15 protein-coding genes are annotated in these 13558 nt (G+C 71.9%); 8 read left to right on the plus strand and 7 right to left on the minus strand.

Annotated elements, in window-relative coordinates:
• Positions 1 to 59 precede the first annotated feature (59 nt).
• Positions 60 to 812: a TetR/AcrR family transcriptional regulator gene (locus BIU91_RS04645; protein ID WP_071404421.1), complete on the plus strand. Its 753-nt coding sequence runs from the start codon at positions 60 to 62 to the stop codon at positions 810 to 812.
• Here the strand turns inward: BIU91_RS04645 and BIU91_RS04650 are convergent.
• On the minus strand, positions 809 to 1480 hold the full coding sequence (locus BIU91_RS04650) for a response regulator transcription factor (RefSeq protein ID WP_071404422.1): 672 nt from the start codon (positions 1478 to 1480) through the stop codon (positions 809 to 811). The genes BIU91_RS04645 and BIU91_RS04650 overlap by 4 nt on opposite strands.
• Positions 1477 to 2688, minus strand: a complete 1212-nt coding sequence (locus BIU91_RS04655) for a histidine kinase (protein ID WP_253183688.1) — start codon at positions 2686 to 2688, stop codon at positions 1477 to 1479. Before BIU91_RS04655 ends, BIU91_RS04650 begins: the two co-directional genes overlap by 4 nt.
• 342 nt (positions 2689 to 3030) lie before the next feature.
• Here BIU91_RS04655 and BIU91_RS04660 point away from each other — a divergent pair, with 342 nt between their 5' ends.
• Positions 3031 to 3912 carry a manganese catalase family protein gene (locus BIU91_RS04660; RefSeq protein WP_071404423.1) on the plus strand — a complete coding sequence of 294 codons (882 nt, stop codon included), beginning with the start codon at positions 3031 to 3033 and terminating at the stop codon, positions 3910 to 3912.
• A gap of 81 nt (positions 3913 to 3993) precedes the next feature.
• Here the strand turns inward: BIU91_RS04660 and BIU91_RS04665 are convergent, their stop codons facing one another.
• From BIU91_RS04665 to BIU91_RS04680, 4 genes are all read right to left on the minus strand, one after another.
• On the minus strand, positions 3994 to 4320 hold the full coding sequence (locus BIU91_RS04665) for a hypothetical protein (RefSeq protein WP_071404424.1): 327 nt from the start codon (positions 4318 to 4320) through the stop codon (positions 3994 to 3996).
• An 11-nt stretch (positions 4321 to 4331) separates the two neighbouring features.
• Positions 4332 to 4790 carry an Hsp20/alpha crystallin family protein gene (locus BIU91_RS04670; RefSeq protein ID WP_071404425.1) on the minus strand — a complete coding sequence of 153 codons (459 nt, stop codon included), beginning with the start codon at positions 4788 to 4790 and terminating at the stop codon, positions 4332 to 4334.
• A 109-nt stretch (positions 4791 to 4899) separates the two neighbouring features.
• The gene (locus BIU91_RS19155; protein WP_253183689.1) at positions 4900 to 5553 is read right to left on the minus strand and encodes a helix-turn-helix domain-containing protein; all 654 of its coding nucleotides are present in this window, start codon (positions 5551 to 5553) and stop codon (positions 4900 to 4902) included.
• On the minus strand, positions 5550 to 7067 hold the full coding sequence (locus BIU91_RS04680; RefSeq protein WP_071404426.1) for an APC family permease: 1518 nt from the start codon (positions 7065 to 7067) through the stop codon (positions 5550 to 5552). Before BIU91_RS04680 ends, BIU91_RS19155 begins: the two co-directional genes overlap by 4 nt.
• Before the next feature lie 193 nt (positions 7068 to 7260).
• Here BIU91_RS04680 and BIU91_RS04685 point away from each other — a divergent pair, with 193 nt between their 5' ends.
• Genes BIU91_RS04685 through BIU91_RS04695 form a run of 3 tightly spaced genes read left to right on the plus strand, consistent with a single transcriptional unit; the run spans position 7261 to position 11405 of the window.
• Positions 7261 to 8754 carry an APC family permease gene (locus BIU91_RS04685; protein ID WP_027466974.1) on the plus strand — a complete coding sequence of 498 codons (1494 nt, stop codon included), beginning with the start codon at positions 7261 to 7263 and terminating at the stop codon, positions 8752 to 8754.
• A gap of 49 nt (positions 8755 to 8803) precedes the next feature.
• Entirely contained in the window at positions 8804 to 10843 is a 2040-nt protein-coding gene (locus tag BIU91_RS04690; protein ID WP_071404427.1) for a primary-amine oxidase, read from the plus strand.
• A 1-nt stretch (position 10844) separates the two neighbouring features.
• Positions 10845 to 11405, plus strand: a complete 561-nt coding sequence (locus BIU91_RS04695; RefSeq protein ID WP_071404428.1) for a hypothetical protein — start codon at positions 10845 to 10847, stop codon at positions 11403 to 11405.
• Between the two features lie 42 nt (positions 11406 to 11447).
• Here BIU91_RS04695 and BIU91_RS04700 read toward each other — a convergent pair whose 3' ends face one another.
• Entirely contained in the window at positions 11448 to 12182 is a 735-nt protein-coding gene (locus tag BIU91_RS04700; RefSeq protein ID WP_071404429.1) for an alpha/beta hydrolase, read from the minus strand.
• Between the two features lie 50 nt (positions 12183 to 12232).
• Here BIU91_RS04700 and BIU91_RS04705 point away from each other — a divergent pair, with 50 nt between their 5' ends.
• The 3 genes from BIU91_RS04705 to BIU91_RS04715 all read left to right on the plus strand — a co-directional run bounded on the left by BIU91_RS04705 (position 12233) and on the right by BIU91_RS04715 (position 13502).
• Complete coding sequence (locus tag BIU91_RS04705) at positions 12233 to 12694, plus strand: MarR family transcriptional regulator (protein WP_071404430.1); 462 nt, start codon at positions 12233 to 12235, stop codon at positions 12692 to 12694.
• Positions 12695 to 12764: 70 nt separating this feature from the next.
• The gene (locus BIU91_RS04710) at positions 12765 to 12947 is read left to right on the plus strand and encodes a hypothetical protein (RefSeq protein ID WP_071404431.1); all 183 of its coding nucleotides are present in this window, start codon (positions 12765 to 12767) and stop codon (positions 12945 to 12947) included.
• 18 nt (positions 12948 to 12965) lie between these two features.
• Positions 12966 to 13502 carry a MarR family transcriptional regulator gene (locus tag BIU91_RS04715; protein ID WP_071404432.1) on the plus strand — a complete coding sequence of 179 codons (537 nt, stop codon included), beginning with the start codon at positions 12966 to 12968 and terminating at the stop codon, positions 13500 to 13502.
• Positions 13503 to 13558: the final 56 nt, after the last annotated feature.

Below are 13558 nucleotides of genomic sequence, written 5' to 3' on the forward strand. Positions count from 1 at the left end.
AACAGCGCATCGGTATCGCTGGTAACACAGTGATAGCACAGATCCGTTATCGTTGTTCCGTGATCGAGCAGGGAAGCCAGCGCGACGAGACGCGTGCGCGCATCGTCGAGGTCGCCGGCACCATGCTGCGTGAACGCGGCGCCGCGGCGGTGACCACGCGGGCGGTCGCGGACGGCGCAGGCGTCCAGGCACCGACCATCTACCGGCTGTTCGGCGACAAGGACGGTCTGCTCGAAGCGGTCGCCGAGCACGCGATGGCGACGTTCTCGGCGATGAAGGCCGACGCTGTCCGGGCTGCTCGTGACGAGGCGACCGACCCCGTCGAGGACCTGCGCACCGGGTGGTCGATGACGATCGGCTTCGGGCTGGCGAACCCCGACCTGTTCGTGCTGTTGAGCGACCCGGAGCGCGGCCGTCGGTCGGCAGCCGCCCGCGCCGGTACCGCGCTGCTCGCCGAACGCATCCGGCGGGTGGCCGAGGCCGGACGACTGGCCGTGCCGGAACACCGCGCGGTCGAGCTCGTGCACGCGGCCGGCACCGGTGCGGTGCTCGCGATCCTGGCCGCTCCGGCGGGCGAGCGGGACCCGTCACTCGCCGATGACGTCCTCGACGCGGTGCTCGGGCGGATCCTCGTGCCGAGCGGGCCGACCAGGGACGACGGCGGCGCGGCCCCGGGTGGTCGCGGTCGGGGGACTGACGCCGTGACGAGCGCCGCGATCACGCTCCGTGCCGCAGCGCCCCGGCTCGATCGACTGTCGGCAGCCGAGCGGACGATGCTCGCGGAGTGGCTCGACCGGATCGCCGCGGACTAGTCCTCGCGGGTGCCCGCCAGCCCGTGGTCGTGTGCGTAGACGACGAGCTGCACCCGGTCGCGCAGTGACAGCTTGCCCAGGATGCTCGAGATCTGGGTCTTCACCGTCGACTCGGTGACGTACTCCCTGGTGGCGATCTCGGCGTTCGAGAGCCCGCGGGACGCCCACCCGAACACGACGCGCTCCCGCTCGGTCAGTGTCGCGAACTCCGGCGGCTGCGGTGCCGGGGCCCGCGCCACGTCGGTGCCGAACAGCTGCGCGAGGTCGTTCGGCGCGATGACCGAGCTGCCCTCGTGCACGGCCCGCACCGCGGCGAACAGGAACGGCGGTGTGGTGTCCTTGAGCAGGAACCCGCTGGCGCCGAGCCGGATCGCGGTCGCCGCCGCCGGGTCGAGCCCGAAGGTGGTGAGCACGACGACGCGGGGCAGCGGGCCCGGGACGGCGCCGGAGTAGAGCTGCCGGACGGTCTCCACGCCGTCCATGCCGGCCATCCGCATGTCGAGCAGCACCACGTCGGGGCGCACCTCGGGGATGAGTGCGAGCGCTTCGGCCCCGTCGGAGGCCTCGCCGACCACGCGCATGTCGTCCTGGGCGTCGAGCACCACCCGGAGCCCGGCGCGGAACAGCGCCTGGTCGTCGGTGAGCAGGATCCTGATCGGTTCGGTCATCGGACGGGTCCCCCTTGGACGTCGAACGGGATGCGGGCGCGTGCCGTGAACACGTCGTCCAGCACGGCGGCGTCGAACGACCCACCGAGGGCGCCGAGGCGCGAGTCCATGCCGTCGATCCCGCGGCCCGAGCCGGCGGTGGTGCCGTCGCCGGCGACGTTCTCGACCTCGAGCACCAGGTCGGCGTTCCGCCAGGTCTCCCGCACGACGACCGGGTTGCCGGGGGCGCCGTGGCGCAGGGCGTTCGTGAGCATCTCCTGCAGCACGCGGCGGGCGGCGGTGCCGGTGTCCGGGCGCAGGGCCAGCGGGACCCCGCGCACCGTGCGGTCGACGTCGACCCCGGCGTCGCGGATGCCCTGCACGATCTCCTCGAGCGAGCCCGGGCCGGTCGCCTCGGCGGAGCCGTCGATGTGTCCGAGGACCTGTCGGACCTCGACCAGGGAGCTCCGGGCGGTGCTCGCGATGGTGGCGCTGACCGCTCGGATGCGCGCCTCGTCGTCGAGGAACGGCACCGAGTCGGCCTGCGCGATGATGACCGCGAGCGAGTGGCCGACGACGTCGTGCACGTCGCGGGCGATGTCCGCGCGGATGCGTTCGGACTCGGCGACGTCGATCGCGCGGGTGGCGGTGGCCTCGGCCTCGGTGGCGACGGCCTCGGCACGTGATGCTGCGGCCTCGGCGTCGGCACGGCGCTCCGACTCGCGGTCGCGCGAGCGGAAGGCCCGGACGGCGACCCCGCCCGCCCAGACCCCGAGCAGCGCGGTCACCGGGGCGGCCATCGCCAGGAACGCCTGGTCGCGCGGGCCGTTGATGAGCACGAGGAACCGGAAGCCGGTTGACGCCAGGTAGACCGTCGCACCCGCTCCGGCGACGACCGCGAGCACGCCCGAGACGACGACCTCGGTGCGGGTGCCCACGACCGCGGCGGTGCCGATCACGACGAACAGCGCGAGGTCCACCAGCGACGGGCGCTCGCCGCCGCCGACCTGGATCACCCCGAGGACGACCACCATCGCCATCGCGGCGGACGGGGAGATGCGACGGAGGGCGATCGCCACCGAGGCCGACAGGACCGCGGCGAGGCTCGCGTGCTCGAGCTCGAGGTCGATGGGCAGCAGGAACACGAACGCCGCCAGGGCCGCCCAGGCCACGTCGATGACGATCGACCGGGTGGCGAGCGGCCGGAGGAACCTGCCCCGTTCGGTCACGAGAGCGATCCTCCCATGCCGTACCGGCGTCACGCGGGCGGGGCCATGGCCATCAGTGCGATGACGGTGGCGACCACGATCGCCGCGCAGAGCAGCAGGGTGGCGATCGTGTGCTTGGTCGAGGTCTGCATGCTCCCAAGCCTGCGCAACCGGACGGCCGAGGGCATCGGGCGGTCGACCGAAGGGCCTCGTCCTGCCGGGTGAAGCCGACGGTTGATCCGGATCCGTGGAACGGCGCATCCGGGACACCCTCTGCGTGATCCGGCCACCTTGGACGGCCGCTCAGTGCCCCCGGCGAACCATCGGCCGTGCAATCGCTCGATCGAGACGAAGGAGCACGATTTGTACTTCCACAAGCAGGAACTCCAGTTCAAGGCAACGCCCGACAAGCCCGACGCGATCTACGCCCGCAAGCTGCAGGAGGTGCTCGGTGGCCAGTACGGAGAGATCTCCGTCGCGCTGCAGTACCAGTTCCAGGCGTGGAACATGCACATCCCCGGCAAGTACCGCGACATGGTGTTCGGCATCGGCGCCGAGGAGATGGGCCACGTCGAGATGCTCGCGACGATGATCGCGCAGCTGCTCGAGAAGTCCCCGCTCGGCATCACCGAGGACGCGCTGCAGGACGACCCCACGGTCGCCGCGATCGTCGGTGGCACCGACGTCCAGCACGCGATCGTCGCCGGTGCGGGCGCCCGCCCGGTGGACAGCAACGGCAACCCCTGGCAGGGCTCGTACATCACCGCCAGCGGCAACCTGCTCGCCGACTTCACGGCGAACGAGAACGCCGAGATGCAGGGTCGTGTGCAGGCCGCCCGGCTCTACCACATGACCGACGACCACGGCGTGCGGGACCTGCTGTCGTTCCTCATCGCCCGCGACACCATGCACCAGAACATGTGGGCGACCGCTGCCGCCGAGCTGCGCGAGAAGGGCGTCGAGGGCTTCCCCGTGCCGAGCAACTTCCCGCAGTCGAAGGAGAACCAGGAGGTCAACTACCAGTACCTCAACTTCTCCGACGGTGCCGAGGCGAAGAACGGCCCCTGGGCGAGCGGCCCCTCGTTCGACGGCAAGGGCGAGTACTCGTACCACGACGGCCCGACGACCTCGGTCCCGATGCCCCCGCCCACGCACCCCGACGTCCGGCTCTACGGCACCACCGAGCTGCCGAACGTCGTCGAGAAGACGGCCGGCCTGGTGCAGGACAAGCTGAACAAGGAGTAGTCCCGACGGTCGCCCACGCGACCGACGGATGACAGGAGGCCCGGCGCACGACGTGCACCGGGCCTCCTGTCCGTCAGGCGGTCACCGCACCGACGGGGCGGACCCGCCCACGGTCATCAGTGCCCCCGTCTCGGGTTCTTCGTCGCGCGGTGCCTCGAAGATGCCGGAGTAGGCGCGGACAGCGCTCCACCCCGCGATCAGCAGGGCCGTGCCGAGGACCGCCGCGACCCAGGGCGCCAGGAGCGACTGCTCGAACAGCCGGGGCGCGGCGACCCACGTCAGGAACGTGCCGGTCAGGCTGCCGGTGGCCCCGAGGAGCAGGGCGGTGCGCCGGTCCAGGCTCGTCAGCGCGAGCGCCGCGGTGACGACGAGGACCGCGACCACCGCGTTCAGCAGGACGGACGTCATCGCTCAGCTCCTCACTCGGCGGCGGCGCCGGAACCGGCGGCACCGGAGCCGACCGCGAGCTGCTCGGACGCGCCACCGACGGTGACGGCGATCTTGCGCGGCTTCGCGGACTCCTTGACGGGGATCGTGACGCTCAGCACACCGTTGTCGTACCCGGCGGTGATGCGCTCGGCGTCCAGGCCGTCGCCGAGCGTCAGCTGCCGGACGAACGTGCCGGGCTGGCGCTCACGGGTGAGCCACTGCGAGCCCTCGGGCGCGCCCAGGGTGCGCTCGGCGCGGATGGTCAGGACGGAACCGTCCACGTCGATGTCGACGGAGCCCGGGTCGATGCCGGGCAGGTCGACGTCGAGGACGTAGTGGTCCCCGGTGCGGTACAGGTCCATCGGCATCGAGCGCGGGCCGGCGGCGGTGCCGAGGAGCGAACCCGCGAGTCGGTCGAGCTCGCGGAACGGATCGAAGTTCATCGTCATCGAAATCAACTCCTTCGTGGTTCTCGTTGAGTCCCCTCGACTCAACTGCCACCGTTTTAGCACTCGACCCTGGTGAGTGCCAAAAGATCGCTCGGAGGACGCCGAGAACTCAGCCGAGCAGGGGCTCGAGCCGCGCGACCGCCGTCCGCAGGTGCACCAGGGCCTGGCCAGGGGACTCCACCCGGGCCGCGGGCGCGGACAACGTCAGCCCCGCCACGAGCTCACCGCGCTCGCCGCGGACGGGCAGTGCCAGGCACCCGAAGCCCCGCACGAAGGCACCGACCTGCGACGCCGAGGCGCCGCCGGCCGCGTGCAGCCGCCCCATCGCGCTCGACCCGGGTGCCGATCGCAGGGCGGTCGCGTCGAGGAGCGGGAAGTCCGGGTCGACGTCGACGTCGCAGATCCCGTCGGCGTCGTACCGGGCCAGGTGCACCCCGGCGCGGACCGCCGAGCGCACGTCGGCCAGCACGGACCGGACGGCGCGGGGGAGTGGTGGGACCGACGGGGCCGCGGCCGGGGCGACACCGGCGAGCTCCGAGACCTTGTGCCCCAGCGCGAAGCCGCGCAGGTCCGGCAGCCGCACCAGGTACTCGTCCTCCACGAGCAGCGTGATGAGCCGGTAGGTGGTCGCCCGCGGCATCCCGAGCGCGTCCGAGATCTGCTGGGCGGTGACGCCGGGCCCGGCGTGCGCGACCGCCTCGAGCACCGCGAGGGCGTTCTGGATCGCCTTCGGCTGCCGCGCGCGGAGACCGGGTTCGCTCACCGCACCCCCGTCCCGTGACCGGGTCCGGCGGACGGCCTGGAGGCGCCCAGCAGGTCCGCCTCGACCGGCACGTCGTACACCGCCCGGCTCCGACCCCGTCGCCAGGGTCGCCGACGGGTCGCCACCAGGAACGCCACGACGACCGCGGTGACCGCCCCGACGGCGAGGACGACGGCCGGCCACCGGGGCGATGCGGCCTCGACCCCGGCGTAGGTGAGCAGCACGGCGGTGAGCAGGACACCGGTCGTCACCGCGGTGGTCGCCACCCCGGTCGTCAGCTCGCCGATGCGGCGCAGGAACACCGGAGCCGCGAAGCACGTCGTCGCGTACGCCGTCAGGTACCCGAGTGCCGCGACGACCAGTTCGGCCTCCATCAGGGACCAGGTCGGGATGCCGGTGAGGAGCCCGAGGACCGGCAGTGCGGTCAGCAACGAGCACGCCAGCACGCCCGCGACGAAGGGTGTCCGGAACCGTGGCGACGCCCGCCCGAGCGCTGCGGGCAGCACCCCTTCACGGCCCATCGCGAACAGCACGCGGACGAGCGCCGTCGTCGAGGCGATCGCGCACGCGGCGAACGAGGCGGCGATCCCGAGGTCGAGCGCCCACCCGACCCACTGCATGCCGAAGGCCGTGGCGAGCTCGTTGACCGGCGACGCGCTCGTGGCGAGGTCGGCGCCGATCGCGGCGAACCCGGTCTGCTGGGCGGCAGCGCTCACGACGTAGAGCACGCCCGCGACCAGGACGGTCCACGAGATCGCGCGGGGGATCGCCTGGAACGGGCGCCGGGCCTCCACGCCGAGCACCGACGCGCTCTCGAACCCGACGAAGGCGGTGACCGCGAGCGCCGTGCCCACCGCGAAGGGCGCCGGTGCGGTCGGGCCGAGTGCGAGGGCGGACGTGTCGACGGGCTGCAGCCGTGCGACCAGGGCGACGATCAGCACGACGATGACGGCGACGGACAGGGTCTCGACGAGCAGGGTGAGGCGCGTCGACAACCGGACCCCGAGGGCGATGACGGCGAACACCGCGGCACCCATGGCGGTGACCACCACGACCGTGACCAGGGAGCCGGTGCCGGCCGTCGGGACGAACCGGGACAGCAGGTAGTCGAGGTAGTAGCCGCTGCCGGTGAGCGAGAACATCGCGATGAACCCGTAGCCGAGCAGCAGTGCGGCGCCCGCGACCACACCGGCCACCGGCCCCAGGCCGAGCGAGACGTAGGTGTAGAGCGAGCCGGTGCCCGCCACGCGTCGGACGAACTGGTTCACGGTGCGTCCGACCAGGAACGACAGCGCCATCGCCGCGAGCAGGGACCACGTCGCGCCCTGCCCGGCGACGGTCGCGACGAGCACCGGGATCGTGGTGGCCGCCGCCGACGGTGCGACCGCCGACACCGACTGCGCCAGCACGTCGACCGGGCCGACGCTCCGCCGGGACAGCCCGTCGACGGGGGAGCGCGTGCCGATGCCCGGCACCCGGGGCGGGTCGGCGATGGCACGGTCGAGCGCGGTCATGCGGCAACGGTACGGGCGCTGCGTTGCCCCGGTGTCTCGGTCGTGTTTCGCGGTGGTCTCGGGCAAATGAGACGCCTCGTCCGGGCCGTCCCATTCGGGTGCGTGCGGGTTTCACACCCGTGGAACGGGGGCGCAACGGCAGCGCGGGACCGTGGTCCCACCCCGACCCAGTCACCCGAACCGGAAGGCCACGATGTCCAGCATCACGAAGGACCCCGCGTCACTCGGAGCCGTACCCGCACCCCAGCGGACCATGCGCGGCTCGCTCGGCGTCACCGCGATCGTGTTCATGGTCGTCGCGGCCGCCGCCCCGCTCACCGTCGTCGGCGGTGCCGCCCCGCTCGGCATGCTGCTCGGCAACGGCGTCGGGTTCCCGTCGCTCTACGCCGCGTCCGCCGTGATCCTGCTGCTGTTCTCGGTGGGACTGGCGGCGATGACCCGGCACCTGCCACGACCCGGCGCCTTCTTCACGTTCGTGGGTCACGGGCTCGGTCGTCCGGCCGGTGCGGGGGCGGCCACCCTGGCGCTGCTGACCTACACGACGATCCAGGTCAGCGTGCACGGCTACATCGGGTACCTGCTCGGGGTGACCGTCACGGGCCTCGGTGGACCGGACATCCCCTGGTACGTGTGGTCCCTGGTCGTCGTGGCGCTCGTCGGGGTGCTGGGCTACCGGCACATCGACCTGTCGAGCAAGGTCCTCGGCGTCCTGCTCGTCGGCGAGGTCGGGATCGTGCTCGTCCTGGTCGCCGCGATCGTGTTCCGCGGCGGTGCCGACGGGCTCTCGCTCGCGCCGTTCGAACCGACCCACGTCATGTCCGGCTCGCCCGGCGTCGGCCTCATGTTCGCCATCGCGGCGTTCATCGGGTTCGAGGCCACCGCGATCTTCCGCGACGAGGCGAAGGACCCGGAGCGCACGATCCCACGGGCCACCTACACCGCCGTCATCGGCATCGGGGTGTTCTACACGTTGGCGTCGTGGGGACTCGTGATGGCCTGGGGGCCGGACGGCGTGCTCGCCGAGGCCGCGAAGGACCCTGGCGCGCTCATCCTCACCACGGCGGCGCGGTACATCGGCACCGCGGGCGAGGCCGTCATGAACGTGCTGCTGCTCACGAGCATGTTCGCCTGCGTCCTGTCCTTCCACAACGTCATCACCCGGTACCAGCACTCGATGGCGAACGCCTCGCTCCTGCCCGGTCGTCTCGGCACCGTGCACCGCAAGCACGAGTCCCCGCACACCTCGAGCGTCGTGCAGACCGTCACCGCGGCCGTGCTCATGGTCCTGTTCGCCGTCCTCGGCCTCGACCCGGTCCTGCAGGTCTTCAGCTGGTTCGCCGGGGTCGCCACCCTGGGCGTGGCGATCCTGATGGCCGCGACGAGCCTCGCCGTCATCGTGTACTTCCGCCGGAACCGCGCCGACCGCCGCATCTGGAACACCGTCATCGCCCCGGTCCTGGGGTTCGTCGGGCTCGTCGCCTCGGCCGTCCTGATCTGGGCGAACTTCCCGACGCTCGTCGGTGACGTCGACGGTTCCGGAGCGAGCGTCTTCGGTGTCGTCAGCACCGTTCTCACCGGCCTCGTCGTGGTCGTGCCCGCCGTCGGCGTGCTGCAGGCCGTGGTGCTGCGCCGGCGCGACCGCCGCCGCTACGACCAGATGCTCGACCGTCTCGCCAGCGACGGCTGACCGACCCACCCGACCCGCGCCTCCAGACCGAACCGAAGGAACCACCAGCATGACCCTCACCGATCCCGTCACCGCCACCACCCACCCGCTCGCGAACCTGAGCCCCGACGAGTTCACCGCCGTCCGCGACGTCATCACGGCGCAGCCGGACTGGACCGACACCACGCGCTTCGTCTACGTCGGCCTCGACGAGCCGCACAAGCAGCAGGTCCTGGCCTGGCAGGCCGGCGACGGTCCCCTGCCGGACCGCCGTGCCCGTGTGATGCTCCTCGACATGGCGACCGGACGCTCCACCGACGGCGTCGTCTCGATCACCGACCGGATCGTCCTGTCCACCGACGTGCTCGACGGGTCCCGTGGACAGCTGCCCGTCCTCATCGAGGAGTTCGACGCCGTCGGCGAGATCGCGAACGCGGACGAGCGCTGGGTCGCCGCCCTGGCGAAGCGCGGCCTGACGCCGGACGAGGTGAAGTGCGTCCCGCTGTCGGCCGGGTACTACGACTACCCCGAGGAGGAGGGGCGCCGGATCCTCCGCGTGCTCGCCTTCCGCCAGGACCACCCCGCCGACCACGTCTGGGCGCACCCCGTGGACGGCCTGTCCGTGTACGTCGACGCCGCCAACCGCGCGGTGACCCGCATCGTGGACGTCGCGGAGATGCCCGTGCCCGCCACGTCCGGCAACTTCGACGACCCGGCGGTGCAGGGCGAACCGCTCGACCTCAAGCCGATCGTCATCACGCAGCCCGAGGGGCCGTCGTTCTCGGTCGACGGCGAGTTCGTCGAGTGGGCGAACTGGCGGTTCCAGGTCGGGTTCGACGCCCGTGAGGGGCTCGTGCTCCGGCAGCTGTCGTGGCAGGACGGTGCGCGGCTGCGGCCGATCGTCTACCGGGCCTCGATCGACGAGATGCTCGTGCCCTACGGCGACCCGTCGCCGGTGCGGTTCTGGCAGAACTACTTCGACACCGGTGAGTACCTGTTCGGACGCTTCACCAACTCGCTCGAGCTCGGCTGCGACTGCGTCGGCGAGATCAAGTACTTCGACGCCGTCCTGGCCGACGAGCTCGGCAACCCGCAGACCATCCGGAACGGCATCTGCATGCACGAGGAGGACTTCGGCACGCTGTGGAAGCACGGGGACATCTACACCGGGTCGCAGGAGGTCCGGCGCTCCCGTCGGTTGGTGATCTCGTTCTTCACCACCGTCGGCAACTACGACTACGGGTTCTACTGGTACCTGTACCTCGACGGCACGATCGAGTGCGAGGCGAAGCTCACCGGCGTCCTCTTCACCTCGTCGTACCCGGGTCGGACTGAGTCCGGTGCGGACTACCCGTACGCCTCCGAGGTCGCGCCCGGACTCGGCGCCCCGTACCACCAGCACCTGTTCTCGGCGCGGCTGGACATGATGGTCGACGGGCTGTCGAACGCGGTGGACGAGGTCGACGCCGTCCGGGTCCCCGTCGGCCCGGGCAACGAGCACGGCAACGCGTTCACGAAGTCGGTCACCCGGCTGTCGTCCGAGTCGACCTCCGGCCGTCTCGCCGACGCGTCGAAGGCCCGGACGTGGTTCATCTCGAACACCGAGGAGCGCAACCACCTCGACCGCCCCACCGGGTACGTGCTGTACCCGCAGGACGCCCCGGTGCTGCTCGCGGACGACTCGTCGTCGGTGGCCGCCCGCGCCGAGTTCGCACGGAAGCACCTGTACGTGACGCAGTACGACCCGGCCGAGCGCTTCGCCGCCGGGGACTTCGTGCACCAGAACCCCGGCGGGGACGGCGTCGCCCGGTACGTGCAGGGGGACCGTCCGCTCGACGGCGAGGACATCGTGCTGTGGCACACCTTCGGCCCCACGCACTTCCCCCGGCCCGAGGACTGGCCCGTCATGCCCGTCGACTACGCCAAGTTCACGCTCAAGCCGTACGGGTTCTTCCCGCGGAACCCGGCCCTGAACGTGCCGGCGTCGATCGGGGCATCGGCCGGGTCGCACTGCTCGCACCACGTCTCCGGCGCCGTCGAGGCCGCACACGACGCAGCCGAGCACCAGCACGACCACGGGCACGGGCACGACCACGGGGACGGGCACTGACGTGACCGATCTGCTCGGGCTCGCGGCCATCGTGCCGGCGTCGGCCGGGGCCTGCTGCACGGTCGGGGCGTGGCGCCCCGGCCGTGCGGTCGACGTGGTCGCCGCGGTCGCGATGGTGGCGGCGATGGTCGACGGGGCGTTCGGACCCCGGGTCCTGCCGGGTGTCCTGTGGTTCCTGGTGCTGGCGTTCCTCGCCGTGGTGGTCGCCGGGGTGCACCGGTTGCAGTCCACGTCCGCCTGGAGGCGCGGGCCGGCTCAGCCGCGGGGCGCGGCCTCCGCCCACGGCCGGTACGGGCGACTGCACGCTGCCCTGGGCCTGCTCGTGATGGGCGCGATGGGTGTCGGCATGGCGCACGACGCCGGCGCCGCGGGGATGCACCAGCACCTCGGGGTGGTCGCGGTGACGTGGCAGGTGGTGCTCGGCGGGTTGACCCTCGGGTACCTGGTGCTCACCGTCCACATGCTCCGTGACGGCGTCCGGCGACGTTCGCGTCCGCTGCCGCTGGTCGAGACCCTGGCGATGGGGGTCGCGGTCGCGGTGATGTCCGCGGCGATGGTCTGAGGCGCGTGCCGCGAGCCGCGTGCCGGTGGTGGTCCGTCCTGCTCAGCGCGCGAGGAACGGGTCGATGACCGCCCACGTCGCGTCGGGGGCCTCGAGGTGGGGAAGGTGCCCAGCCGCCGGGACCTCGGCGAACACCGCACCCGGCACGGCCGCGGCCACCGCGCGACCGTACGCCGGGGTCACGACCCGGTCGCTCGCACCGAACACGACGAGCGTCGGCACCCGCACGGTCCCGAGTCGATCGAGCAGGGTCGGGTCGCTCATCGACCGGCCGGCGACGACCGCCATGGTCTGCCCGTTCGACCGCTGCACCGCCCGCTGTTCCTCGGTGACGGACGCCGGGTCCTGGTACCCCCGCTCGGGATCGTGCCAGGCGACCTCGGCCAGCCCGCGGGCGTCGAGGGCGAAGAAGTCGGCGATCGGTTCGCCCTCGACCACCGCACCCACGCCGTCGATGTCGACGACGGCACCGACCACCCCGGCGAACCGGTCGTCGGCAGCAGCCTGTACGGCCATCTCGAGGGCGATCCAGCCGCCGATGGAGGACCCGACCACCACGACGTCCTGCTCTCCGGCGGCGAGGAGCTGCTCGAGGTACGCGGTCGCCAGGGCCGGGACGGAGTCGATCCCGTCCGGGCGCGGGGTGCCGTCCCACCCGGGGTGCGTGGGGGCGACGACGTGGAAGGCGGGTGCGAGGAGCGCGACGATCGGTGCGACGGTCCGGGGGCCGCCGCCACCGTGCAGGACGAGCGCGGTGCGGGTGTGGGTGTGGGTCATGGGGACTCCGTATCAACATGTTTATCTACGAGTGTTGATACCGTAGCACCATGCCGACCGACCTCGAAGCCCTGGGCCACGCCGTCAAGCGGGCGCAGTACCGCAACCACCGCACGATGGACGCCGCCCTGCGCGACCTCGGCGTGACGCTCGTGCAGTGGGACGCCCTGCGCGCGATCGACCGGATGCCCCGCGCATCGGGGCACGACCTCGCCGTCGCGACGTTCCAGAGCGACCAGGCCTTCGGCACCCTCGCCAACCGGATGCTCGACCGCGGGCTCATCACCCGGACCGCCGGTCGCGGGAGGCGGATCGAGCACGCGATCACCGAGGACGGTCGGCGGGTGCTCGACGAGGGACACCGCATCGCCGAGGGGGTGCTCGACTCCCTGTTCGCACCGCTCGACGAGCAGCGACGGGCGGCGCTCCTGCAGCTCCTCACGACCCTGACGGATGCCGTCGAACCGTTCGGCGCGCAAAACGTACACAGTGCGAATGGTTCGTTGAACTGACCGTTCACTTCGTGAAAGAGTTCAGGCGTCCGCAGGGGACACACGGCAAGCAAGAAGGGCGGGACACGACATGCACAGCACGTACTCCGGGATGCCTCGGACGGCACGGATCGGTGGCAGCCACACGCGCGTCGGTCTCACCGACCCGGCGATCATCGACGCGTACGTCGAGCGTCGCATCCAGGACCCCTCGCTGCTCGCCGGTCGTTCCGAACCGTCCTACGCGGACTTCTTCACCACGCCTGCCGTTTAGCAAGGAGCGCATGACCCCATGCCGTTGACCGTCGTCCGTCGAGAGCACGTCCACCTCTACGCCCGCGAACCCGAGTCCGGGGTCGCGAAGACCGCCGTCGACGCGCTGCTGCGCCTGCAGCACGCCGAGGACCAGCAGATCGAGTCCGCCCGCATCGAGAGCGGCCTGTCGAAGAACGAGTTCCTCGCCGTCCGGTACATGCTCCAGGCGCACCGGGACGGCCGGACGATGGGCCCGAAGGACCTCGCCGTGATGCTCGCCGTCTCGAACGCCTCGGTCACCAAGATCGTCGACGGGCTCGTGCAGAAGGGCCTGCTGTCCCGCACGGCGCACCCCACCGACCGTCGTGCGCAGGTGCTCGCCCCGACCGACCAGGCCGCCGACAAGATCGACGCCTCGTACGCGCGCTTCCACGCGGCCGTCGTCGAGGTGCTCGAACAACTCCCCGACGCGGACAACGCCGTCCTCGCCGACTCGCTCACGAAGATCGTCGACGCGCTCGCCGCGGGCACGCCCGCGCCGGTCGACGAGTACACGGTCGACGACCAGGACTGACGCGAGCGCGCCCGGCTGACGCGACCCGGCGGGTGCGACGCGACCCCGACACGGAC

The organism is Curtobacterium sp. MMLR14_002 (assembly GCF_001864975.1).
GTDB classification, from domain to species: Bacteria; Actinomycetota; Actinomycetes; order Actinomycetales; family Microbacteriaceae; genus Curtobacterium; species Curtobacterium flaccumfaciens.